This is a genomic window from Streptomyces sp. NPDC093252, assembly GCF_040683675.1.
In the GTDB taxonomy this organism is placed as follows: domain Bacteria; phylum Actinomycetota; class Actinomycetes; order Streptomycetales; family Streptomycetaceae; genus Streptomyces.
The window spans coordinates 142,809-165,682 of sequence record NZ_JBFBEM010000006.1 but is presented as its reverse complement, the minus strand read 5'-3'; the positions used below and the strand labels follow the sequence as shown (position 1 = coordinate 165,682).

The window sequence follows — 22,874 nt, the reverse complement described above, 5'->3', positions numbered from 1 at the left end:
ACCCGGGGTTCACGTGAGAAGCGCCCTATCGCGCCAGCCGGTTCGCCGTGTGGACCGCGCGGAGCACCGCCGCGGCCTTGTTGCGGCACTCCATGTCCTCGGCCACCGGGTCGGAGTCGGCGACGATCCCGGCGCCCGCCTGGACGTACGCGGTGCCCTCGCGGAGCAGGGCGGTACGGATCGCGATGGCGGTGTCGGAGTCCCCGGCGAAGTCGAGATAGCCGACGGCGCCGCCGTACAGCCCGCGCCGGGAGGGTTCGAGTTCGTCGATGATCTGCATCGCGCGGGGCTTGGGGGCGCCGGAGAGGGTGCCCGCGGGGAAGCAGGCGGTGAGCACGTCGAAGGCGGTGCGTCCGGTCGCGACGCGGCCGGTGACGGTGGACACGATGTGCATCACGTGCGAGTAGCGCTCGACGGACATGAAGTCGACCACCTCGACCGAGCCGGGCTCGCAGACCCGCCCCAGGTCGTTGCGGCCGAGGTCGACCAGCATCAGGTGCTCGGCGCGCTCCTTGGGGTCGGCGAGGAGTTCCTCGGCGAGGGCCTGGTCCTCCTGCGGGGTGGCGCCCCGGTGCCGGGTCCCGGCGATGGGGTGGACCATGGCCCGGCCGTCCTCGACCTTGACCAGGGCCTCGGGGCTGGAGCCGACGACGTCGAAGCCGTCGAAGCGGAAGAGGTACATGTACGGCGACGGGTTGGTGGCGCGCAGCACCCGGTAGACGTCGAGGGCGCTCGCCGTGCAGGGGGTCTCGAAGCGCTGGGAGGGGACCACCTGGAAGGCCTCCCCGGCGCGGATGCGCTCCTTGATGTCCTCGACGGCCGCCCGGAAGTCGGGGCCGCCCCACAGGGCGGTGTACTCGGGCAGCTCCGAGGGCGGCAGGACGGCGGGCGGCTGGGCGACCGCGCGGGTGAGGTCGGCCTCCATGGCGTCGAGCCGGGCGACGGCGTCCGTGTACGCCTCGTCGACGCCGGTGTCGGTGTCGTTGTGGTTGATCGCGTTGGCGATCAGCAGGACCGAGCCCTCCCAGTGGTCCATCACGGCGAGATCGCTGGTCAGCAGCATGGTCAGCTCGGGCAGCCGGAGGTCGTCGCGCTCACCGGGGCCGATCTTCTCCAGGCGGCGCACGATGTCGTAGCCGAGGTAGCCGACCATGCCGCCGGTGAAGGGCGGCAGGCCCTCCTGGTGGGGGGTGTGCAGGGCCTCGATGGTGGCGCGCAGGGCGGCGAGCGGGTCGCCGTCGACGGGGACGCCGACCGGCGGGGTGCCGAGCCAGTGGGTGCGGCCGTCACGCTCGGTGAGGGTGGCGGCGCTGCGGACGCCGACGAAGGAGTAGCGGGACCAGGAGCGGCCGTTCTCCGCGGACTCCAGCAGGAAGGTGCCGGGGCGTTCGGCGGCGAGCTTGCGGTAGAGGGCGACCGGGGTGTCGCCGTCGGCCAGGAGCTTGCGGGTGACGGGGATGACCCGGCGGTCGGTGGCGAGCTTGCGGAAGATGTCGAGGTCCATGGCGGCCGACCCTACTGACCCGCGGCCGAGACGCCGGAACCGGCGCCGGGGGCGGTGCCGGGGAGGCTATCGGGCGCGGTGCCGGGAGACGTACCGGGGACGGCATCGGGCGCGGTACCGGGGACGGCATCGGGGGAGGTGCCGGGGGCGGCGTCGGGGGCGTCCTTGAGGAGCACGTCCGCGTCGAAGCAGGTCCGCGCGCCCGTGTGGCAGGCCGCGCCCACCTGGTCGACCCGCACCAGGACCGTGTCGGCGTCGCAGTCCAGCGCGACCGACTTCACCCACTGGACATGACCGGAGGTGTCCCCCTTGACCCAGTACTCGCCGCGGCTGCGCGACCAGTAGGTGCAGCGGCCGGTGGTCAGGGTGCGGTGCAGCGCCTCGTCGTCCATCCAGCCCAGCATCAGCACCTCGCCGGTGTCGTACTGCTGGGCGATGGCGGGCAGGAGCCCGTCCGCGCTGCGCTTGAGGCGGGCGGCGATCTCGGGGTCGAGACCGCTGGGCCCACGGGACCCGCTGGGGGACGGCGTACTGGTCATGCCTGCCATTGTGCCGCGGGGCACCGACAACGCCGGATCGCTGTCCGGTGACCGGACAGCCACCCGGCGTGGTGCCCCCGGTACGCCCCGGTGGCCGCCGTCCGCTGGGCGGAGCCGGTGCGCGGTCGTAGGGTGAATCCATGTCGACCTTTGCCAAGCGTGAACGGCTCCTCCTCGCCGATCTCTTGGAGACCACCGGTCCGGAAGCCCCCACCCTGTGCGAGGGCTGGACCACCCGGGACCTGGCGGCGCACGTGGTGGTGCGCGAGCGCCGCCCGGACGCCGCCGGGGGCATCCTGATCAAGCAGCTCGCGTCCCGCCTGGACAAGGTGATGGAGGAGTTCGCGGCGAAGCCGTACGAGGAGCTGATCCAGCTCATCCGGACCGGCCCGCCCCGCTTCTCGCCCTTCAACCTCAAGCAGATCGACGAGGCGTCCAACACCGTCGAGTTCTATGTCCACACCGAGGACGTGCGCCGCGCGCAGCCGGACTGGACGACCCGGGAGCTGGACAGCGTCTTCCAGGACGCCCTGTGGTCCCGGCTGGAGCGGATGGCCCGGCTGATGGGCCGGACCGCGCCCACGGGGCTGGTGCTGCGCCGTCCGGACGGCCAGACGGCCATCGCCCACCGCGGCGCCCCGGTGGTCACCGTCACGGGCGACCCCTCCGAGCTGCTGCTCTTCGCCTACGGGCGGCAGAGCGCGGCCAAGGTGGCGCTGGAGGGCGACGAGAACGCCATCGCGAAGCTCCGCGAGGCCAAGCAGCTCGGGATCTGAGCGGCCCGGCCGGGCGGCCTACCTCACCGGGTGCCCGGCCTCCCGCAGCGCCCCCTTGACCTCGCCGATCCGCAGGTCGCCGAAGTGGAAGACGGAGGCGGCGAGCACCGCGTCCGCGCCGGCCGCGATGGCCGGGGGGAAGTCGGTGAGGCGGCCCGCGCCGCCGGAGGCGATCACCGGGACGGTGACGTGCCCCCGGACGGCGGCGATCATCTCCAGGTCGTAGCCGTCCTTGGTGCCGTCGGCGTCCATGGAGTTCAGCAGGATCTCGCCGGCGCCCAGGTCGGCCGCGCGGTGGGCCCACTCGACGGCGTCGATGCCGGTGCCCTTGCGACCGCCGTGGGTGGTGACCTCGAAGGCGCCGGACGGGGTGCGGCGGGCGTCCACCGACAGCACCAGCACCTGGCGGCCGAAGCGCTCGGCGATCTCCCGGATCAGCTCCGGGCGGGCGATGGCGGCGGTGTTGACTCCGACCTTGTCGGCGCCCGCGCGCAGCAGCCTGTCGACGTCGTCCGCGGTACGGACCCCGCCGCCGACGGTCAGCGGGATGAACACCTGTTCGGCGGTGCGGCGCACCACGTCGTAGGTGGTCTCCCGGTTGCCGGAGGAGGCGGTGATGTCGAGGAAGGTGAGTTCGTCGGCGCCCTCGGCGTCGTAGACCTTGGCCATCTCGACGGGGTCGCCCGCGTCGCGGAGGTTCTGGAAGTTGACGCCCTTGACGACCCGGCCGTTGTCCACGTCCAGGCAGGGGATGACCCGTACGGCGAGTGTCATGCAGGGGCTCCTCGGAAGGCTTCCAGCTCGACCTCGACCAGGATGCGCGGGTCGACGAAGCCGGAGACGACGACCAGGGTCATCACCGGGCGGACGGCGTCGAAGACCTCCTTGTGCGCCCGGCCCGCCGCGTCCACGTCCCGCGCGTGGGTGAGGAGCAGGCGGACGGCGGTCACGGAGTCGGGGCCGAGGCCGAACTCGGAGATCGCCGCGAGCGCGTTGGCCAGGGCGACCCGGGTCTGCTCGTAGGGGTCGCCCTCGCCGTGCAGGACCTCGCCGCGGAAGGAGGTGGTGCCGCCGACGACCACCCGGTCCCCGGCCGCGACCGCCCGGGAGAAGCCGAAGACGTCCTCCCAGGGGCTGCCGCTCTGGATCCGCCGTACCTCGCTCATGCGCTCACTGCCTCAAGGGCCTCTTCCAGGGTGAACGCCTTGGCGTACAGGGCCTTGCCGACGATGGAGCCCTCGACGCCGAGCGGGACCAGCTCGGCGATGGCCCGCAGGTCGTCCAGCGAGGACACGCCGCCGGAGGCGACGACCGGCCGGTCGGTGACCGCGCAGACGTTCCTCAGCAGGTCCAGGTTGGGGCCCTGGAGGGTGCCGTCCTTGGCGATGTCGGTGACCACGTACCGGGCGCAGCCCTCCTTGTCGAGGCGCTCCAGGGTCTCGTAGAGGTCGCCGCCGTCGCGGGTCCAGCCCCGGCCGCGCAGGGTGGTGCCGCGGACGTCGAGGCCGACGGCGATCTGGTCGCCGTGCCGGGCGATGACCCCGGCGACCCACTCGGGGGTCTCCAGGGCGGCGGTGCCCAGGTTGACGCGGGTGCAGCCGGTGGCGAGGGCGGCGGCCAGCGAGGCGTCGTCGCGGATGCCGCCGGACAGCTCGACCTTGATGTCCATGGCCCGGGTGACCTCGGCGATCAGCTCGCGGTTGTCGCCGGTGCCGAAGGCGGCGTCCAGGTCGACCAGGTGCAGCCACTCGGCGCCCGCGCGCTGCCAGGCGAGGGCGGCCTCCACGGGGGAGCCGTAGGAGGTCTCCGTGCCGGACTCGCCGTGCACCAGGCGGACGGCCTGGCCGTCGCGGACGTCGACGGCGGGGAGGAGTTCGAGCGTGCTCACAGGGTTCCGATCCAGTTGGTGAGGAGCTGGGCTCCGGCGTCGCCGGACTTCTCGGGGTGGAACTGGGTGGCCCACAGGGCGCCGTTCTCCACGGCGGCGACGAACGGCTCGCCGTGCGTGGACCAGGTGACGAGGGGGGCGCGCAGGGCCGGGTTGACCGTCTCCAGGGTCCAGTCGTGGACCGCGTAGGAGTGCACGAAGTAGAAGCGGGCGTCCGTGTCCAGGCCGGCGAAGAGCTGGGAGCCCTCCGGGGGGCGCACGGTGTTCCAGCCCATGTGGGGGACGATGTCGGCCTGGAGGGGTGCCACGGAGCCGGGCCACTCGTCGAGGCCCTCGGTCTCCACGCCGTGCTCGATGCCGCGGGCGAAGAGGATCTGCATCCCGACGCAGATGCCCATCACCGGGCGCCCGCCGGCCAGCCGGCGGCCGATGATCCAGTCCCCGCGGGCCCGCTTGAGGCCGTTCATGCAGGCGGCGAAGGCGCCGACGCCGGGGACCAGCAGCCCGTCCGCGTTCATCGCCCGGTCGAAGTCGCGGGTTATCTCGACCTGCGCGCCCGCGCGCGCGAGGGCGCGTTCGGCGGACCTCACATTGCCGAAGCCGTAGTCGAAGACGACGACGCTCCGGGGCGTCCGGGCAGCGGTCAACTCCACACCTCCAGCCGGAGCACGCCCGCGACCAGGCACATCGCGGCGCCGACGGAGAGCAGCACGATGAGGTTCTTCGGCATCTTCTGCTTGGCGAAGGAGAAGACCCCGCCGGCCAGGAAGAGACCGGCGACGATCAGCAGGGTGGAGGTCCCGTTCACAGGGCGCCCTTCGTGGAGGGGAGGATTCCGGCGGCGCGCGGGTCGCGCTCCGAGGCGTAGCGCAGGGCTCGGGCCAGCGCCTTGAACTGGCACTCCACGATGTGGTGGGCGTTGCGGCCGTAGGGCACGTGGACGTGCAGGGCGATCTGGGCCTGGGCGACGAAGGACTCCAGGATGTGCCGGGTCATCGTGGTGTCGTAGGTGCCGATCATCGGCGCCATGGTCTCGGGCTCGGTGTGCACCAGGTAGGGGCGGCCGGAGAGGTCGACGGTGACCTGGGCGAGGGACTCGTCCAGCGGGACCGTGCAGTTGCCGAAGCGGTAGATGCCGACCTTGTCGCCGAGGGCCTGCTTGAAGGCGGCGCCGAGGGCGAGGGCGGTGTCCTCGATGGTGTGGTGGGTGTCGATGTGGAGATCGCCCTCGGTCTTCACCGTGAGGTCGAACAGACCGTGCCGGCCGAGCTGGTCGAGCATGTGGTCGTAGAAGCCGACGCCGGTCGACACCTCGACCCGGCCGGTGCCGTCGAGGTCGATCTCGACCAGGACGGAGGTCTCCTTGGTCGTGCGCTCGACGCGTCCGACCCGTGCTGCGCGGCTCATGCTTCCTGCTCCTTCTTCAGCTCACGGACCGCGTCGAGGAACGCGTCGTTCTCTTCGGGTGTCCCGGCGGTGACCCGCAGCCACCCCGGTACGCCGTTGTCCCGGACCAGGACGCCCCGGTCGAGGATGCTCCGCCAGGCGGCGTGCGCGTCGGCGAAGCGGCCGAACTGGACGAAGTTGGCGTCGGAGGCGGTGACCTCGTAGCCGATCGCGCGCAGTTCGGCGACCAGGCGGTCCCGTTCGGTCTTCAGTTGCTCGACATAGCCGAGCAGGGTGCCGGTGTGCTCCAGGGCGGCCAGGGCGGTCGCCTGGGTGACGGCGGAGAGGTGGTAGGGCAGCCGGACGAGCTGGACCGCGTCGACCACCGCCGGGTCGGCGGCGAGATAGCCGAGCCGCAGTCCGGCCGCGCCGAACGCCTTGGACATCGTGCGCGAGATCACCAGGTGGGGGCGCCCGGCCAGCAGGGGCAGCAGCGACGCGCCGTGGCTGAACTCGACGTACGCCTCGTCCAGGATCACCATCGACGGCTTGGCCGCCTGGGCCGCCTCGTAGAGGGCGAGGACGGTCTCGGGCGGCATCGCGTTGCCGGTGGGGTTGTTGGGGGTGGTGAGGAAGACGACGTCCGGGCGGTGCTCGGCGAGGGCGCGTCGGGCGGCGGGCAGGTCGACGGAGAAGTCGTCCGCGCGCGGGCCGGGGATCCAGCCGGTGCCGGTGCCGCGCGCGATGAGCGCGTGCATCGAGTACGAGGGTTCGAAGCCGATCGCGGTGCGGCCGGGTCCGCCGAAGGTCTGGAGGAGCTGCTGGATGACCTCGTTGGAGCCGTTGGCGGCCCAGACGTTGCCGGGGCCGACGCGGTGACCGGAGGTGTCGGTGAGATAGGCCGCGAGCCGGGTGCGCAGCTCGACCGCGTCCCGGTCGGGGTAGCGGTTGAGGTGGCGGGCCGCCTCGCGCACCCGCTCGGCGATCCGCTCGACCAGCGCCTCGGGCAGGGGGTAGGGGTTCTCGTTGGTGTTCAGCCGGACCGGGACGTCGAGCTGGGGGGCGCCGTAGGGGGTCTTGCCGCGCAGCTCGGGGCGGACGGGCAGATCGTCGAGGTGGATCCGCCGGCCGTCACCCGCACCGGGTGTCCGCGCGGTCCCGCTCGGGGTGGTGTTGCCGCTCACTTGCCCTCGGGAACCTTCCAGTCGAACCTGGCCTTGATCGCCGCGCCGTGCGCGGGCAGGTCCTCGGCCTCCGCCAGGGTCACCACGTGGTGGGCGACCTCGGCGAGCGCGTCGCGGGTGTAGTCGACCAGGTGGATCCCGCGCAGGAAGGACTGCACGGACAGGCCGGAGGAGTGGCAGGCGCAGCCGCCGGTGGGCAGCACGTGGTTGGAGCCCGCCGCGTAGTCGCCGAGGGAGACCGGCGCCCAGGGGCCGATGAAGACCGCGCCCGCGTTGCGCACCCGGTCGGCCACCGAGGCGGCGTCGCGGGTCTGGATCTCCAGGTGCTCGGCGCCGTACGCGTCGACCACCCGCAGCCCCTCCTCGACCCCGTCGACCAGCACGATCGCGGACTGGCGGCCCTCCAGGGCGGGGACGATCCGGTCGTCGACGTGCTTGGTCGCGGCGATCTGGGGGGTGAGTTCGCGCTCCACCGCGTCGGCGAGTTCCGGCGAGTCGGTGACCAGGACGGCGGCGGCCAGCGGGTCGTGCTCGGCCTGGCTGATCAGGTCGGACGCCACGTGCACCGGGTCGGCGCTGTCGTCGGCGAGGACGGCGATCTCGGTGGGTCCGGCCTCGGCGTCGATGCCGATACGGCCGGTGAAGTAGCGCTTGGCGGCGGCGACCCAGATGTTGCCGGGGCCGGTGACCATGTTCGCGGGCGGGCAGGACTCGGTGCCGTAGGCGAACATCGCGACGGCGGTGGCGCCGCCCGCCGCGTAGACCTCGTCCACGCCGAGCAGGGCGCAGGCGGCCAGGATGGTGGGGTGCGGCAGCCCGCCGAACTCCTTCTGGGCCGGGGAGGCGAGCGCGAGGGAGGGCACTCCGGCCTCCTGCGCGGGCACCACGTTCATCACCACGGACGACGGGTACACGGACCGCCCGCCCGGCGCGTACAGCCCGACCCGGTCGACCGGCACCCACTTCTCGGTGACCGTGCCCCCGGGCACGACCTGGGTGGTGTGCGTCGTACGGCGCTGCGCGCGGTGGACGAGCCGGGCGCGGCGGATGGACTCCTCCAGGGCCGCGCGGACCTCCGGGTCCAGCTCGGCGAGGGCCTTGTCCAGGGCCTCGGCGGGCACCCGGACCCGCTCCAGGGTGACGCCGTCGAACGTCTCGGCGAAGTCGATCAGCGCCGCGTCGCCCCGATGATGCACGGCCTCGCAGATCGGGCGCACCTTGTCCAGGGCGGCCGCGACATCGAAGTCGGCTCGGGGCAGCAGGTCGCGCAGGGCCGGTCCCTCGGGGAGGGCGTCGCCGCGCAGATCGATTCGGGAGATCACGGGGTCAATTCTCGCAGACCGCCATCGGACACCGTTCGCGCGTATCGCCGATTGATACGCGTCCCGGTGGACCACGGCCGCCCCAAGGGGTCCCCGGCGTCCCGCACCGCCAGTGGTCGGGACAACTGGCGGTGACCGCGCGTGAGATCGTGCACGATCGTCTTCACTTTCCGTGTTCAAGACGCTACCCAGCGGGCATGAACGGCTGTACGAAACCTAGGGCGCCCATACGACAGTCATGGGAACCCCACAGACCACCGCACGCGACGGGGAGGAAGGGACATCGTGACCGAGGGGGCCGGTCTGCGGACCGGCGAACTGGGACCACAGCGACAGCAGGGGCAGCCCGCCGGGCGCCCCGATCGGCCGGAGCGGCCTGAACGGCCCGAGGCCACGCCCCGGGAGCCCCCGGAGGAGCTGACCGAGGCGGAGGCCGGCATGTGGCGGGCCTACCGCGACGGCGGCGAGCACGATCTGAGCAGCGGCGACCCCACCGTGGACGACCCGCACGGCGGGCACCCCTGGGGGCCGGAGCGGACGGTGCGGGCGCGCATCGTGTGCTGGCTGCTGCTGGACGGTCCGCCGCCGCTCGCGGGCCGCGTCGCCGCGCTGAAGCTGACCGGCGCGCACATCAGCGGCACCCTGGACCTGGCGGGCGGCGCGGTGGAGCCGTACGTCGAGCTGAGCGGCTGCCGGTTCGAGAACGAGGTGCTGCTGCCGGAGGCGCGGTTCCGGACCGTGCGCCTGGCGAACTGCTCGGTGCCGCGGCTGGAGGCGGCGCGGGTGCACACCGAGGGCGATCTGCATCTGCCGCGCTGCCGCTTCCACAACGGCGTACGGCTGACCGACGCCCACATCGGCACGGATCTGCTGCTGAACGAGGCCGTGGTGTACCGGGACCGCGGCGGGCGCTCGATCGCGGCGGACGGGCTGACCGTCGGCCAGGACCTCCAGGCGGAGCTGCTGGAGTCGCACGGCGAGCTGAGCCTGCGCGGCGCCACGGTCGGGGTCTCGCTGAGCCTGCGCGGGGCACGGCTGGTCAACCCGTACACCCGGCTGGCCCTGAACGCCCCGCAACTGACCGTGGAGCGGACGCTGTACCTCACCCCGGCGGGCATCGGCGGCATCCAGCTCAGCGGCCGGACACCCGCGCGCGGGACGCCGGTCCAGCGGTTCGAGTGCCGGGGCGGGATCCGGCTGGACGACGGGCGGTTCGGGGACGCGGTGGACATGGAGCGGGCCCGGTTCGTCCTCACCGACGACCAGGAGCTGTCGCTGCGCCGGGTCCAGGTGCCCGAGCTGCGGTTCCTGGGCGAGGGTCCGCAGCGCGGCAAGGTGGTGCTCTCCGGGGCGCGGGTCGTGAACCTGGTGGACCGGGCGGCGGCGTGGCCGGGCCCCGGCCGCCTCCACATGGGCGGCTTCGGCTACGAGAACCTGGTGCCGCAGGGCCCGTTCCCGCTGGCGGAGCGGCTGGCCTGGGTGTCGGCGGCGACCGCCGAGTACAACCCGGAGCCGTACGAGCGGCTGGCGGCGGTGCTGCGCGCGGGCGGTGAGGAGGAGGACGCGCGCGAGGTGCTGCTCGCCAAGCAGCGGCACCGCCGCGAGACGCTGCCGCCGGCCGCGAAGCTGTGGGGGTTCGCGCAGGACGTGACGGTGGCGTACGGCTACCGCCCGGCGCGGGCCGCGGTGTGGATGGCGGTGCTGTGGGCGGCGGGCTCGCTGGCCTTCGCGTACGCCGGGAAGCCGACCCCGAGCGGCAACGCGGGGGACCCGCCGTGGGATCCGGTGCTGTTCGCGCTGGATCTGCTGCTGCCGGTGATCGATCTGGGCCAGGTCGGGTTCTGGCAGTTGCGCGGCGGCTGGCAGTGGCTGTCCGCGACGCTGGTCCTGACCGGCTGGATCCTGGCGACAACGGTGGCGGCGGGGGCGACACGGCTATTGCGGAAGGCGTGAGCGGGGGGTCCCCCCTGCGGGGGGGCTTGGCGGGGCTCTGCGGAGGGGCTTGACGGGGCTCCAGTGAGGGGCGTGACGGGCCTCTGGTGGGGGGGCGAGGTTGGCTCCTGCGGACGGCGGGGTTGGCCCCGGCGGGAGGCGAGGCGGGTACCGCCGGAATCCAGGGCTGGCCCCGGATTCCGGAAGCGAGGCGGGCACCTGTGGAGGGCCGCAGCGGCCCTAGTGGACGGCGTGGCCGGCTCCTGCGGATGGCCTGGACCCGGCCCCGGCAGGAGACGGGGCGGGCACCTCTAGAGGGCCGGACCGGCCCCGGCGGAGGACGAAACCGGCCTCGGGGCGAAGGCGCAGTCCGCTCCTGCGGATGGGCGCCGCAGGCCCCCCGGCAGGAGGCGAGGCGCGGCCCCTACGGACGCCCAGACCTCCCCCCACAGAAGGCATGACCAGCTCCTGCGGATGGCCAGACCCCCCCCCCGGCGGGGGGGGCGGGACGGGCCCCTGCGGACGACGAGCCCTCCCTCGGGGGAGGACCGACCGGCCCGTGACGGAGGCCAAGGCGCGCCCTGAGGTAGCCGAAGTCGGCCCCACGGAGGCCGACTCGTTGCCGTCGGCGTCATCAGCGGTCGCGGTAGCCGAGACCGGACCCCGCGGAGGCCGGACAGGCCCGCCCGGAAGACAAGACCGAGCCTCGCCGGAAACGGGACCGGCCCGCCCGCGCGACGAGCCCCCTCCCGCCGGAGGCGCGATCCGCTCCAGACATGACCAGCCAGACCCCGCCCCTCGGAGGCGCGATCCGCTCCCCCCCCGGAGGCGGAAACCGTCTCCCGCCGGAGGCGCAACCCGCCCCCGCCGCAAGCGCGCCCGCCCCCGGAGGCGTTGACCGGCTGTCCCGAAGGAGCGACCCGCTTCCGGAGGCGTTGACCGACTGCCCCAAGGAACAGACCCGCTTCCGGAAGGAGTCACCAGCTCCCGGGAGAAGCGACCGGCTCCCGGGATGAGCGACCCGGCTCCACGGAAGACATCACGCGGAGAGCAAGCAGAAGCTGCGGTGATTGCGGAGGTACGGCGAAGAAAGTGGCGGCTTCGCGCGGGACGCGGTCGCACGGTTCCTGACGCTTTACCCGCCCTTGACCCGGCCGCGTACAACTTTCCGGAGGTTGTGTGGAGAGGCTGGCGCGACGCCGACGCCCGGACTTTCAATGGTCGACACCATGGCTCTGCTGCCCCCTTTCATGCGCGGTGCCCGGATCGCCCGGGGTGCCCCGTCCCGTCCGGCCGGGCACCTCGCCGCCGGGCTGCCGGCCGACGACGAGGTGCTGCTCGACGCGCCCGACGACCGCCTCGGGCCCGCCCTGGTGGCGGCCGGGCGCGGGGAGTGGGAGGCGGCGGCGGGGCTGCTGGCCGGGACCCGGGAGACGGCCGCGTGGGAGAACCGGGACCGCTGGGCCCGCCGCCTCGCCGGGTTCGCGCACGCCCGCACCGAGTGGTTCGACACCTGGCGGGCCGTCCCCGGCCGCCGGGAGGACCCGGACGCCCTGCTCGTCGCCGCGCAGCTCGCCGCCGACCGGGCCTGGCGCTCCCCCGCCCGCGCGGAGCTGCTGGCGCCGGTGGGCCCGCTGGTGACGGCCGCCGCCGACGCCGTACCGCGCGATCCGGTGCCCTGGCGGCTCGCGCTGGACCGTGCGCGGGGCGCGCGCGCCGGGCACGCGGAGTTCGAACGCCTGTGGGCCGAGGCGGTGCGCCGCTCGCCGCACCACTACGGCTGCCATGTGGCCGCCCTGAAGTACCTCGCCGCGTCCTGGCACGGCTCGCACCGGGAGTGCTTCGACTTCGCCGAGCCCGCCGCCGACGACGCCCCGCCCGGCTCACTGGTCCGGGCGCTCCCGGTGCGCGCCGCGTTCGGCTATCTCACCGACGGCTGCGGCGGAGCCGTGCCCCGCGCCCGGCTGGACGCGGCGGCCGACCGGGCGATCGGCCTCTCCGCCGCCTTCGCCCCGGCCGACCCGTGGCCGGCCGAGATCCGCAATGTCCTCGCCTATGTCCTGATCCAACTGGAGCGCCGCGCCGACGCCCTGGAGCAGCTCCGGCTGATCGGCCCGTACGCCACGTCGTTCCCCTGGGACCGGGTCGCGGACGACCCGCTGGGCCTGTTCCTGCTGGCCCGCCGGGAGCTGCGGACGGCCCCCGCGGGGGCCTCCCGGACCGGCTTCCCGCTCCCATCTGACGGGCACGGCGGACACACCCACCGCGGCGACCACTAGGCTTCTGCGGCGTGACGACCGACCGGCTCCCGCTCTTCCCCCTGAACTCGGTGCTGTTCCCGGGGCTGGTGCTCCCGCTCAACGTGTTCGAGGAGCGCTACCGCGCGCTGATGCGCACGCTCCTGAAGACGTCCGAGGACGAACCGCGCCGCTTCGCCGTCGTGGCCATCCGCGACGGCCACGAGGTGGCCCCCAGCTCCCCCGGCATGCCCGATCCCACCGCGCTGCCCGAACGCGGGCCCGGGGCCGGTTTCGGCCCCGATCCGCTGAAGGCGTTCCACCAGGTGGGATGCGTGGCGGACGCGGCGACGATCCGGGAGCGCCCCGACGGCACCTTCGAGGTGCTGGCGACCGGCACGACCCGGGTCCGGCTGCTGTCCGTGGACGCCTCCGGCCCGTTTCTCACCGCCGAGGTGGAGACGCTGCCGGAGGAGCCGGGCGACGAGGCGGGCGCGCTGGCGGAGGGCGTCCTGCGGGCCTTCCGGCAGTACCAGAAGCGGCTCGCCGGGGCCCGGGAGCGGTCCCTGGCGAGCGGCGCGGAACTGCCGGACGAGCCGCAGGTGGTGTCGTACCTGGTCGCCGCCGCGATGATGCTCGACACGCCGACCAAGCAGCGCCTCCTCCAGGCCCCGGACGCGGCGTCCCGGCTGCGCGACGAACTGAAACTCCTGCGCACGGAGACCGCGATCATCCGTACGCTGCCGTCCTTGCCGGCCGCGGATCTGACCCGGGGGCCGACGAGTCTGAACTGAACGGCGGCTGGAGGGCACGGATGGCGAAGAAGGCGAAGCAGCAGGGGGGCGGCACCCCGGCGACGGTGGCGCTGACGGCGGCGGGAGTGACGTACACCGTGCACTCCTACGACCACGATCCCGCTCACCCGTCCTACGGCGAGGAGGCGGCCGAGGCGATGGGCGTGTCGCCCGAACGGGTGTTCAAGACGCTGGTGGCGGAGGTCGACGGGGCGCTGACGGTCGCGGTGGTGCCGGTCGCGGGGTCCCTGGACCTCAAGGCCCTCGCGGCGGCCGTCGGCGGCAAGAAGGCGGCGATGGCGGACCCGGCGGCGGCGGAACGGACGACGGGCTACGTCCGGGGCGGCATCTCCCCGCTCGGCCAGCGCAAGCGCCTGCCCACCGTCCTGGACGCGTCGGCGTCGGCCCACCCGACGATCTGCGTCTCGGCGGGCCGCCGGGGCCTGGAGGTGGAACTGTCACCGGGGGACCTGGCCACGCTGACGGGGGCGGTACTGGCACCGATCGGGCGGGACTAGGGTCCCTCTCCCCCTCCCGCTCGGTCCCTCGCGGCCCTCAACATCCCTCTCGTCCTCCGGCCCTCTCGACGCCGCGCGCTTCTTCCGCTAGGGAGGAAGGGCATGTCGAAGAGGACGCGCAAGCGGAAGTGGCGGATACGCAAACGCCGGGCGAACCATGGGAGGCGGCCCGCGTAGACGGCGCCGGGAGCGCCGCTGAGGGCACCTCTGAGGGCGTCGGCCGCTCCCCGGGCACCCCCGGGCCGGGGTCAAGCCGCGGACGGCGCCCTACGCCCCCACAGAGGCGCGCGGCCCCCGCCCCGCCCTACTCCTGCTCGTCCCTCGGGCCGAAGAGCGCCGTCAGTGCCAGGTGGATCAGGAGGGCCGCCACCGACCAGGCCAGCAGAGCGCCCTTCGCGCCGAGCTCCAGGGGGGCCGAGAAGGGGACGTTCCGGCCGGCCTGCTGGGCGTGGGCGAGGACGTCGTCCGTGGGCCCCAGCCACATGCCGGTCCGCCAGGCGACCAGGGAGGCGATCAGACCGCCCACCCCCAGCGCCACCACCAGCGGCACCCCGCCGCGCCGCCGCCAGGCGAACACCGCGACCGCCGTCACCGCCCCGAACGCCAGCGCCAGCAGGGTGAACGTGCCGTCCACCCCGATCGCCTGCTCCCCCTCGGTGTCCCGCACGTACACCGCCCACGTGCCGTCCACCACGTCCCCCACCAGCGGCACCCTCGGCGCCAGCCACGACCACAGGGCTCCGAGCCCCACCCCGAGCACGGCCAGCGCGGCCAGGACCACGCCGGCTTCCCGTATCTCGGCCCGCCACCCGGGCCCGGTCGGCGGGACGGGGCCCGCGGCGTCCCAGAGGGCGCCCTGAGCGCCGTACACCTCGCCGTCCGGGGCCTGCCAGGGCCCGCCGGAGGCACCGGTCGCACCGGACCCGCCGGACGCGGCGGACGCGGACGGGCCGCCGTGCGGGGGCTGTTCGTGCGGCGGCGGGGGCGGCGTCAAAGGAGCGGTCACTCTGACATCGTGCCAGGCCCTTCTGTGGGGCGCGTCACCGGACGGCCGCCCGGCGGTACGCCCAGGTCGCCACCGCCAGCGAGATCACCCCGACCCCGGCGCACACGGCCAGGTCACCCAGGACCTGTGCCCATTCGGCGCGTCCGGAGAAGGTCCGCGCGTACGCATCGACGCCATAGGTGGAGGGCAGCAGATCGCGGGCGATCCGGACCAGTTCCGGCATCCGCTCGGGCGGCAGCACCCCGAGGAGCAGGGCCGCCGACATGCCGAGCTGGCCGAGCAGGGTCGCCAGTTCCGGGCGGGGGGCGAGCAGCCCGAGCGCGGCGCCGAGCCCGGCGAGCGCGGCCCCGGCCAGCGGGATCACGGCGATCAGGATCCAGAGGTTGGTCAGCGGCAGCCCGAACAGCACACAGCCGAACACCGCCGTGACCACCGTCCCCGGCACGGTGAAGGACGCGTACGCGCCCGCCGCGCCCAGCACCACCGCGGCCGGCGGCACCGGCAGGGTGGCGTAGTGGTCGAGCCCGCCGGTGGCGCGGAGCTGGCCGAAGTACTGGGCGAGCAGATTCAGCGCGACGAACGCGACGACCAGGATGGACGACCCGGCGACCACCGCCTCGGCCTGGCTGCCGCCGTCCACCACCCCGCGCATCATGATCAGGATGCCGACGGACTGGAAGGTCGCCACGAACAGCAGCGGGATCCGCGCCACCCGCGCCCGCGAGAGCTGCGCCCGGTACACGGCCGCCAGCGACGGCCACAGCCGCGCCCGCGGCCCCAGCTCGGCGGCGGCGCGCCGGGGCCGTTCGTCCGAAGCCAGGGCACTGCCCGGCAGCACCTCTGCGGGTACGACACTCACGTCGCGCTGCTCCCCTTCCCGGGGTTCGTTGTCCCTGGGTTCGTTGTCCCTGGGTTCGTTGTCCCGGGGGCCGATGTCCCGGGGCTCGTTGTCCCAGGGCTCGTTCCCGCGACCGCGGTTCCGGCGACCGCGGTTCCGGCGACCACGCATACGGCCCCGGACCCGGAGCCGCTCATTCCGCCGCTGTCGCTCATGCCTTCACCAGCCCCTGCCGTGTCCCGCCGCCCAGCGCCAGGTACACGTCCTCCAGGCTGGGCGTGGCGAGGGTGAAGTCGTCCAGCGCGGCGAAGGCGGCCCCGCCGGTGACCGTGGCGACGACCGCGCGGGCCTCGTCGGGGGCGAGCCGCAGCGTCCAGCGCCGTCCGTTCTCCTGCGCGGCCTCGCGCAGCGCCGCGACCTCGGGGACGTCCAGGGGGGCCCGTTCCCGCCACACCAGCTCCACCCGCACCTCTCCGGCGACCCGCTCCTTGAGCCCGGCCGGGGTGTCGCAGGCGATCACCCGGCCCCGCTCCAGAACGGCGACCCGGTCCAGTACGGTCTCGGCCTCGATGACGTTGTGGGTGACCAGCAGCACGGTCGTACCGCGCTCGGCCCGGCGGCGGTCCACGGCGGACCAGACCGCGCGGCGGGCGACCGGGTCCATGCCGGTGGTGGGCTCGTCCAGCACCAGCAGGGGGCGCTCACCGACCAGTGCGGCGGCGAAGCAGGCCAGCCGCCGCTGCCCGCCGGACAGCTTGTTCAGGGCCCGTCCGGCGATCGGGGCGAGCCCCAGTTCGTCCAGGACGTCGTCCCGCTCGGCCCGCGCCCGCCTGACGTCGAGCCCGCGCAGCCGCCCGGTGGTCTCGGCGGCCAGGGACACCGTCAGTTCGTCCAGCGCGGTGGACTCCTGGCCGAGGTAGGCGAGGATCCGCGAGGCCCGCTCCGGATGGCGGACGATGTCGTGCCCGAGGATCTCGACGCTGCCGCCGTCGGGCCGCATCAGCCCGGTGATCTGCCGTACGACGGTGGACTTGCCGGCGCCGTTCGGCCCGAGCAGCCCGAAGATCTCACCGCGCCGCACCTCCAGGCGCACCCCGTCCGCGGCCCGCACCTCCGGCGTGGCCGGAACCCCGCGCCGCCCGCGCACCGCGGGATAGGTCTTGGTCAGCCCGCGCACCGCGCACACGACCTCACGACTGTCGTGGATGGCCCCTGCCGCGCGCGTACTCACAAACAAGCACCCTAAGGGGTCCTGCCGCCCGTCCCGCTCCCGGGTGTCCCGGATGTCCCGGGGCGCACTTCCGGACGCAGGGGGCGCCGACCTACCCGGGGTCGCGCGGAACCGCGCGACCGGCCCCGACCGGCCCGCACCCGGCCGAACAGGCCCCCTCACTCCCCGCGTCACTCCCCCGCGGGACTGCGCTCCGCACCCGTCCGCACATCGATCTCCCGCCAGAACCCCGCCCGGATCGCATACCGGTCGTGCTCGTCGATCTGGTCGTCCTTGTGCGCGAGCAGCCCGAACCGCGCCGCGTACCGCAGCAGCTCACCGTCGATCCGGTGCGGAACCCGCGGGTACATCCCGGACAGCCGCTGCACATGTGTCTGGTCGCCGAGGCGCGCCAGCCACCGCCGGGCGAAGACCTGCCCCACCTCGTAGGGATCGCCGCCGACCGTGGTGATGTCCTCCTCGCGGTCGGCCCACCGCTGCTCCGCCGTGGTCACCTGCGCCAGCGTCGGCATCGCGGCGACCTCCGGCGGCTCTCCGGCTCCGCCGGGCCGGTCGACCCACCCCTTGTCGGACGACCACCGCAGCGTCGCCGTGGCCGGATGGGGCTTGTCGGGGTGCGCGCCGGGCGCGCGCAGCGCGGCGAGGTCCTTGGGCGTGGGCACCCCCTTCGCCACCGCGGGCACCCGCTCCTCCGTGCCGCCCGGCGCCGCGGCGGCCGGATGGGGGCTCTCCCGGGCGGGCCGCTCGGCCGCGGCGAGGGCGCCCTCCGGCAGCGGCGCCGACAGGATCGCGGCGATCTCCGGCCGGGGCGCGGGCGGCGGTGCGCACACCCGCTCCTTGGCCTGTACCGCGCGGGTGATCCAGGCCCGGTCGAGCACCCGGCGCTCATCGGCCTCGGCGACCAGGTCCTCGGACTGGTTGTAGTCCCCGTCGGCGGCCTGCACGGCCCACAGATGGACGGCGACGCCGTGCTCCTTGGCGGCCATCATGCCCGGCAGCAGATCGCCGTCGCCGGTGACCAGGACGACATCGGAGCAGGCGCGGTTGCGGGCCAGCTCGGTCAGCTCGGCGTGCATCGCGGCGTCGACGCCCTTCTGGGCCCAGCGGCCGTCACTGCGGGTGAGGGCGCCCAGCCGGACGGTCACCCGGGGCATCACCCGCAATCGGCGGTGTTCGGGCTGGGGGACGCGGTCGGGGGCGCCGTCGAACCAGTAGATGCGCAGCAGGGGCTGCTCGGTGTCGGACTCCGCGCGCTCACGCAGACCCTGGATGAGCGCGGCGTGGTCGACGGTGATGCGGGACCTGGAGGGCTCTCCGGCCAGGAGGCTCGCGGCGGCCCCGAGCAGATACCCGGCGTCCACCAGGACGATGCAGCGGTCCACGCGACTCACCCTCTTCCTGGGATTCCTGGGAGGTGTGCTTGGGGCTTTCTTCGAGTCTGCCCGACGGCACGGAGGTTAACGGCCCGAACTCGATCTTCGGCGTGGCGTTTGCGGGGTACGCCGCGCCACCCCTCCTGTCACACACGGTAATTATCCGAAATGCGATCGATGTCAGCGTATGTGAATGTGGGGCTGGGCCTGGTCCCCAGATCCCCTTCAGGAGGCAGATCACCATGGCCAAAAACAAGAAGCAGGAACGCAAGCAGCCGCAGTCCGAGCGCAGCCAGCAGTCGGCCCAGCAGTCGTCGATCGAGCAGCAGGCACAGCAGGTGACGCCGGCCGACATGGCGCGCAAGGGCCGGCAGAAGCGCTTCGGCCACAACTGAGGCCCATGACTGAGGCCCATGACTGAGGCCCGCAGCCGAGGACGGCCCGGGACACCGAGAACGACCGAGGGGCGCACCCACGACGGGATGCGCCCCTCTTCCGTGCCCACGGGTCGTGCGGGCCCACGGGTCGTGCGGGTCGGGCAGGCCGACGCGCGGCCGGGCTCAGCCCGCCAGGCAGGACGGACCCAGCAGCACCTTCAGATCGCCGAACAGCGCCGGGTCCGGCTTCACCCGGTGCCGGTCGAGGCGGAGCACGGTCGTCCTCGTCGGCCCCTGGAGCTTGATCCGCACCTCGCTGTCGCCCTTGTGGTGCTGGAGGATCTCCCCGAGGCGGCTGATCATCGGCGGGGTGACCCGGGTGGCGGGGATGGTGAGGACGACCGGCGCGTTGGTGCCCGCCATGGACAGGTCGGGGACCATCAGCTCCATGGCGACCAGCCGGGGGACGTCCTCCCGCTTGTCGAGGCGGCCCTTGACGAACACCACCGCGTCCTCGACGAGTTGGGTGGAGATGAGCTGGTAGGTCGCCGGGAAGAACATGCACTCGATGGAGCCCGCCAGGTCCTCGACGGTGGCGATGGCCCAGGCGTTGCCCTGCTTGGTCATCTTGCGCTGGAGGCCGGAGATGATGCCGCCGATGGTGACCACCGCGCCGTCGCCGAAGTCGCCGCCGGTGAGCTGGGCGATGCCCGCGTCGGCCTTGTCGGAGAGCACATGCTCCAGCCCGAACAGCGGGTGGTCGGACACATAGAGTCCGAGCATCTCCCGCTCCTGGGCGAGCAGGTACGTCTTCTCCCACTCCTCGGGCGCGAACTCCACGTCCAGCCCGAAGCCCGGCTCGCTGGTGTCGTCGTCGCCCATGCCGCCGAAGAGGTCGAACTGTCCCTCGGCCTCCTTGCGCTTGACCGCGACCACATTGTCGATCATCGGTTCGTACTGCGCGGTCAGGCCCTTGCGGGTGTGCCCCATGGAGTCGAAGGCACCGGCCTTGATCAGCGACTCCGTGGTCCGCTTGTTGCAGACGACCGCCTCGACCTTGTCGAGGTAGTCGGGGAAGGAGGCGTACTTCCCCTTGGCCTTGCGGCACTTGATGATCGACTCGACCACGTTGGTGCCGACGTTGCGGACCGCGGAGAGGCCGAAGAGGATCACGTCGTCGCCCTGGGCGGCGAAGTTGGACATGGACTCGTTGACGTTCGGCGGGAGCACCTTGATGCCCATGCGGCGGCACTCGTTGAGATAGATCGCCGACTTGTCCTTGTCGTCCTTGACCGAGGTGAGCAGCCCGGCCATGTACTCGGCGGGGTGGTTGGCCTTGAGGTAGGCGGTCCAGTAGGAGACCAGTCCGTAGGCGGCCGAGTGGGCCTTGTTGAAGGCGTAGCCGGCGAACGGGACCAGGACGTCCCACAGGGCCTGGATGGCCTCGTCGCTGTAGTCGTTCTTGCGGGCGCCGGCCTGGAAGATGGTGAAGTTCTTGGCGAGTTCCTCGGGCTTCTTCTTGCCCATCACGCGGCGCAGGATGTCGGCCTCGCCGAGCGAGTACCCGGCGATGATCTGGGCGGCCTTCTGCACCTGCTCCTGGTAGACGATCAGGCCGTAGGTGACGTCCAGGACCTCCTTGAGCGGCTCCTCCAGCTCCGGGTGGATCGGGGTGATGTCCTGCTGGCCGTTCTTGCGCAGGGCGTAGTTGGTGTGCGAGTTCATGCCCATCGGGCCGGGGCGGTACAGCGCCGAGACGGCGGAGATGTCCTCGAAGTTGTCGGGCTTCATCAGGCGCAGCAGGGAGCGCATGGGGCCGCCGTCGAACTGGAAGACCCCGAGGGTGTCGCCGCGCTGGAGGAGTTCGAAGGTCTTCGCGTCGTCCAGCGGGAGACCCAGCAGGTCGATGTCGATGCCCTTGTTGAACTTCACCATCTTGACGGCGTCGTCCATGATGGTCAGGTTGCGCAGGCCCAGGAAGTCCATCTTCAGCAGGCCGAGCGACTCACAGCTCGGGTAGTCCCACTGGGTGATGGTCACCCCGTCCGTGTGCCGGACCCACACCGGGACGTGCTCCGTGATGGTCTCGCTGGACATGATCACACCGGCGGCGTGCACACCCATCTGCCGGACCAGACCCTCCACACCGCGGGCGGTGTCGATGACCTTCTTCACATCCGGCTCGTTCTCGTACATCCCGCGGATCTCGCCCGCCTCGCCGTAGCGGGGGTGGGCGGAGTCGGTGATGCCGGAGAGCGGGATGCCCTTGCCGAGGACGTCCGGCGGCATGGCCTTGGTGAGGCGGTCGCCCATCGCGTACGGGTAGCCCAGCACGCGCGCGGAGTCCTTGATCGCGTTCTTGGCCTTGATGGTGCCGTAGGTGCCAATCATGGCGACCTTGTCGGCGCCGTACTTCTCCGTCACGTACCGGATGACCTCGACGCGCCGGCGCTCGTCGAAGTCGATGTCGACATCGGGCATCGAGATGCGCTCGGGGTTGAGGAACCGCTCGAAGATCAGTCCGTGCGGGATCGGGTCGAGGTCGGTGATGCCCATGGCGTACGCGACGATCGAACCGGCCGCGGAGCCCCGGCCGGGGCCGACCGCGATGCCCTGCTTCTTGGCCCACATGATGAAGTCGGCGACGACCAGGAAGTAGCCGGGGAAGCCCATCGAGATGATGACGTCCATCTCGTACTCGGCCTGCTTGGTGCGGTCCTCGGGGACGCCCGCCGGGAAGCGGCGCTCCATGCCCCGGCGGACCTCCTCCTGGAACCAGGTGACCTCGGTGTAGCCGTCCGGGATGTCGAACTTCGGCATGAGGTTGCGCGACTCGAACATGCCCGTGGTGTCGACCATCTCGGCGATCAGGAGGGTGTTGGCGCAGCCCTCCTGCCAGGCGTCGGAGGAGTCGATGGCGTACATCTCGTCCGTGGACTTCAGGTAATAGCCCGTGCCGTCGAACTTGAAGCGGTCCGGGTCGGAGAGGTTCTTGCCGGTCTGGATGCACAGCAGCGCGTCGTGGGCGGTCGCCTCGTGCGCGTACGTGTAGTGCGAGTCGTTGGTGACCAGGGGCGGGATGCCGAGCTTCTTGCCGATCTCCAGGAGGCCGTCGCGGACCCGGTGCTCGATCTCGATGCCGTGGTCCATCAGCTCCAGGAAGTAGCGGTCCTTGCCGAAGATGTCCTGGTAGTCGGCGGCGGCCTTGAGTGCCTCGTCGTACTGGCCGAGGCGCAGCCGGGTCTGGAGCTCGCCGGAGGGGCAGCCGGTGGAGGCGACGATGCCCTCGGACCACTGGGCGATGGTCTCCTTGTCCATCCGGGGCCACTTCTGGAGCCAGCCCTCGGCGTAGGCGTCGGAGGAGAGCCGGAAGATGTTGTGCAGGCCCTTGGCGTTGACCGCCCACATCGTCTTGTGGGTGTAGCCGCCGGAACCGGAGACGTCGTCCCGCTTCTGGTGGGGCTGGCCCCACTGGATCTTGCGCTTGTTGCGCCGGGACTCGGGGGCGACGTACGCCTCGATCCCGATGATCGGGGTGACCCCGGACTTCTTCGCGGTGTGGAAGAAGTCGTACGCCCCGTGCAGGTTGCCGTGGTCGGACATGGCGATATGGGTCATGCCCATCTCGTTGCACGCGTTGAACATGTCCTTCAGCCGCGCGGCACCGTCCAGCAGCGAGTACTGGGTGTGGACGTGCAGGTGCGTGAACGGCGGCTTTGACACGGTGTGACCTCCAGGGAAAACACTGGGTGACAGGCGGGCGGACACTTCTGGGGACAGCGTCGAAGTCTATGCCTCGGCACTGACAATCCCGCGCCCGCCCCGCGTACCTTCACAGCGGGGGCCGTGCTCCGGGAAGGGGCACTTTCGGACAGCCCCATCCGTTGGAGACGACAGAAACGCTGTCGTACACATAGACCCGTCGGACACTCGTCGGACGCACCCACCAGATGCACCAGGAGGCACCCC

At 72.7% G+C, this 22,874-nt stretch carries 21 protein-coding genes; 6 read left to right on the top strand and 15 right to left on the bottom strand.

Annotated features, from left to right (window positions below):
• Positions 1-25 precede the first annotated feature (25 nt).
• Both AB0O01_RS14715 and hisI read right to left on the bottom strand, forming a co-directional pair.
• Positions 26-1,504, bottom strand: a complete 1,479-nt coding sequence (locus tag AB0O01_RS14715; RefSeq protein ID WP_365313364.1) for an anthranilate synthase component I — start codon at positions 1,502-1,504, stop codon at positions 26-28.
• A gap of 11 nt (positions 1,505-1,515) precedes the next feature.
• Complete coding sequence (hisI, locus tag AB0O01_RS14710) at positions 1,516-2,043, bottom strand: phosphoribosyl-AMP cyclohydrolase (RefSeq protein ID WP_365313363.1); 528 nt, start codon at positions 2,041-2,043, stop codon at positions 1,516-1,518.
• Positions 2,044-2,183: 140 nt separating this feature from the next.
• On the opposite strand from hisI, the gene AB0O01_RS14705 reads away from it, so the two are divergent.
• Positions 2,184-2,819 carry a TIGR03085 family metal-binding protein gene (locus tag AB0O01_RS14705; RefSeq protein WP_365313361.1) on the top strand — a complete coding sequence of 212 codons (636 nt, stop codon included), beginning with the start codon at positions 2,184-2,186 and terminating at the stop codon, positions 2,817-2,819.
• 18 nt (positions 2,820-2,837) lie between these two features.
• Here AB0O01_RS14705 and hisF read toward each other — a convergent pair whose 3' ends face one another.
• From hisF to hisD, 8 genes are read right to left on the bottom strand one after another with little or no spacing between them, the layout of a single operon-like run.
• Positions 2,838-3,593, bottom strand: a complete 756-nt coding sequence (hisF, locus tag AB0O01_RS14700) for an imidazole glycerol phosphate synthase subunit HisF (RefSeq protein WP_365313360.1) — start codon at positions 3,591-3,593, stop codon at positions 2,838-2,840.
• Positions 3,590-3,985 (bottom strand): RidA family protein, encoded by a 396-nt coding sequence (locus AB0O01_RS14695; protein ID WP_365313358.1) that lies wholly within the window; start codon positions 3,983-3,985, stop codon positions 3,590-3,592. The genes hisF and AB0O01_RS14695 overlap by 4 nt, the downstream gene beginning before the upstream one ends.
• Positions 3,982-4,707, bottom strand: a complete 726-nt coding sequence (priA, locus tag AB0O01_RS14690) for a bifunctional 1-(5-phosphoribosyl)-5-((5-phosphoribosylamino)methylideneamino)imidazole-4-carboxamide isomerase/phosphoribosylanthranilate isomerase PriA (protein WP_365313357.1) — start codon at positions 4,705-4,707, stop codon at positions 3,982-3,984. The genes AB0O01_RS14695 and priA overlap by 4 nt, the downstream gene beginning before the upstream one ends.
• Positions 4,704-5,360: an imidazole glycerol phosphate synthase subunit HisH gene (hisH, locus tag AB0O01_RS14685; RefSeq protein ID WP_365313355.1), complete on the bottom strand. Its 657-nt coding sequence runs from the start codon at positions 5,358-5,360 to the stop codon at positions 4,704-4,706. Before hisH ends, priA begins: the two co-directional genes overlap by 4 nt.
• Positions 5,351-5,515, bottom strand: a complete 165-nt coding sequence (locus tag AB0O01_RS14680) for a hypothetical protein (RefSeq protein WP_355736705.1) — start codon at positions 5,513-5,515, stop codon at positions 5,351-5,353. The genes hisH and AB0O01_RS14680 overlap by 10 nt, the downstream gene beginning before the upstream one ends.
• Positions 5,512-6,114 (bottom strand): imidazoleglycerol-phosphate dehydratase HisB, encoded by a 603-nt coding sequence (hisB, locus tag AB0O01_RS14675; RefSeq protein WP_365313353.1) that lies wholly within the window; start codon positions 6,112-6,114, stop codon positions 5,512-5,514. The genes AB0O01_RS14680 and hisB overlap by 4 nt, the downstream gene beginning before the upstream one ends.
• Positions 6,111-7,214 carry a histidinol-phosphate transaminase gene (locus tag AB0O01_RS14670; RefSeq protein WP_365313753.1) on the bottom strand — a complete coding sequence of 368 codons (1,104 nt, stop codon included), beginning with the start codon at positions 7,212-7,214 and terminating at the stop codon, positions 6,111-6,113. Before AB0O01_RS14670 ends, hisB begins: the two co-directional genes overlap by 4 nt.
• 59 nt (positions 7,215-7,273) lie before the next feature.
• On the bottom strand, positions 7,274-8,599 hold the full coding sequence (gene hisD, locus AB0O01_RS14665; RefSeq protein ID WP_365313351.1) for a histidinol dehydrogenase: 1,326 nt from the start codon (positions 8,597-8,599) through the stop codon (positions 7,274-7,276).
• Positions 8,600-9,016: 417 nt separating this feature from the next.
• Here hisD and AB0O01_RS14660 point away from each other — a divergent pair, with 417 nt between their 5' ends.
• The 4 genes from AB0O01_RS14660 to ybaK all read left to right on the top strand — a co-directional run bounded on the left by AB0O01_RS14660 (position 9,017) and on the right by ybaK (position 14,080).
• The gene (locus AB0O01_RS14660) at positions 9,017-10,552 is read left to right on the top strand and encodes an oxidoreductase (protein ID WP_365313752.1); all 1,536 of its coding nucleotides are present in this window, start codon (positions 9,017-9,019) and stop codon (positions 10,550-10,552) included.
• 1,196 nt (positions 10,553-11,748) lie between these two features.
• Complete coding sequence (locus AB0O01_RS14655) at positions 11,749-12,810, top strand: hypothetical protein (RefSeq protein WP_365313349.1); 1,062 nt, start codon at positions 11,749-11,751, stop codon at positions 12,808-12,810.
• A gap of 11 nt (positions 12,811-12,821) precedes the next feature.
• Positions 12,822-13,562: an LON peptidase substrate-binding domain-containing protein gene (locus AB0O01_RS14650; protein WP_365313348.1), complete on the top strand. Its 741-nt coding sequence runs from the start codon at positions 12,822-12,824 to the stop codon at positions 13,560-13,562.
• 20 nt (positions 13,563-13,582) lie between these two features.
• Positions 13,583-14,080: a Cys-tRNA(Pro) deacylase gene (gene ybaK, locus AB0O01_RS14645; RefSeq protein ID WP_365313346.1), complete on the top strand. Its 498-nt coding sequence runs from the start codon at positions 13,583-13,585 to the stop codon at positions 14,078-14,080.
• A gap of 304 nt (positions 14,081-14,384) precedes the next feature.
• Here the strand turns inward: ybaK and AB0O01_RS14640 are convergent, their stop codons facing one another.
• The 4 genes from AB0O01_RS14640 to AB0O01_RS14625 form a co-directional block, all read right to left on the bottom strand.
• Entirely contained in the window at positions 14,385-15,086 is a 702-nt protein-coding gene (locus tag AB0O01_RS14640) for an AAA family ATPase (protein ID WP_365313345.1), read from the bottom strand.
• A gap of 34 nt (positions 15,087-15,120) precedes the next feature.
• Entirely contained in the window at positions 15,121-15,945 is an 825-nt protein-coding gene (locus AB0O01_RS14635) for an ABC transporter permease (RefSeq protein WP_365313344.1), read from the bottom strand.
• Between the two features lie 190 nt (positions 15,946-16,135).
• Positions 16,136-17,110 carry an ABC transporter ATP-binding protein gene (locus AB0O01_RS14630; RefSeq protein ID WP_365313751.1) on the bottom strand — a complete coding sequence of 325 codons (975 nt, stop codon included), beginning with the start codon at positions 17,108-17,110 and terminating at the stop codon, positions 16,136-16,138.
• A gap of 215 nt (positions 17,111-17,325) precedes the next feature.
• A complete protein-coding gene (locus AB0O01_RS14625; RefSeq protein ID WP_365313749.1) occupies positions 17,326-18,537 on the bottom strand; it encodes an NYN domain-containing protein in 1,212 nt (403 codons plus the stop codon).
• Between the two features lie 233 nt (positions 18,538-18,770).
• Between AB0O01_RS14625 and AB0O01_RS14620 the strand changes: the two genes are divergently transcribed.
• Positions 18,771-18,923, top strand: coding sequence for a hypothetical protein (locus AB0O01_RS14620; protein WP_365313342.1), 153 nt, complete (start codon positions 18,771-18,773; stop codon positions 18,921-18,923).
• 165 nt (positions 18,924-19,088) lie between these two features.
• Here the strand turns inward: AB0O01_RS14620 and dnaE are convergent, their stop codons facing one another.
• A complete protein-coding gene (gene dnaE, locus AB0O01_RS14615; protein ID WP_365313341.1) occupies positions 19,089-22,628 on the bottom strand; it encodes a DNA polymerase III subunit alpha in 3,540 nt (1,179 codons plus the stop codon).
• Positions 22,629-22,874 lie beyond the last annotated feature (246 nt).

Coding starts and splice junctions, on each gene's coding strand:
- AB0O01_RS14715 (WP_365313364.1), bottom strand. CDS start 1,504: ATGGACCTCGACATCTTCCGCAAGCTCGCCACCGACCGCCGGGTCATC.
- hisI (WP_365313363.1), bottom strand. CDS start 2,043: ATGACCAGTACGCCGTCCCCCAGCGGGTCCCGTGGGCCCAGCGGTCTC.
- AB0O01_RS14705 (WP_365313361.1), top strand. CDS start 2,184: ATGTCGACCTTTGCCAAGCGTGAACGGCTCCTCCTCGCCGATCTCTTG.
- hisF (WP_365313360.1), bottom strand. CDS start 3,593: ATGACACTCGCCGTACGGGTCATCCCCTGCCTGGACGTGGACAACGGC.
- AB0O01_RS14695 (WP_365313358.1), bottom strand. CDS start 3,985: ATGAGCGAGGTACGGCGGATCCAGAGCGGCAGCCCCTGGGAGGACGTC.
- hisB (WP_365313353.1), bottom strand. CDS start 6,114: ATGAGCCGCGCAGCACGGGTCGGACGCGTCGAGCGCACGACCAAGGAG.
- AB0O01_RS14655 (WP_365313349.1), top strand. CDS start 11,749: ATGGTCGACACCATGGCTCTGCTGCCCCCTTTCATGCGCGGTGCCCGG.
- ybaK (WP_365313346.1), top strand. CDS start 13,583: ATGGCGAAGAAGGCGAAGCAGCAGGGGGGCGGCACCCCGGCGACGGTG.
- AB0O01_RS14620 (WP_365313342.1), top strand. CDS start 18,771: ATGGCCAAAAACAAGAAGCAGGAACGCAAGCAGCCGCAGTCCGAGCGC.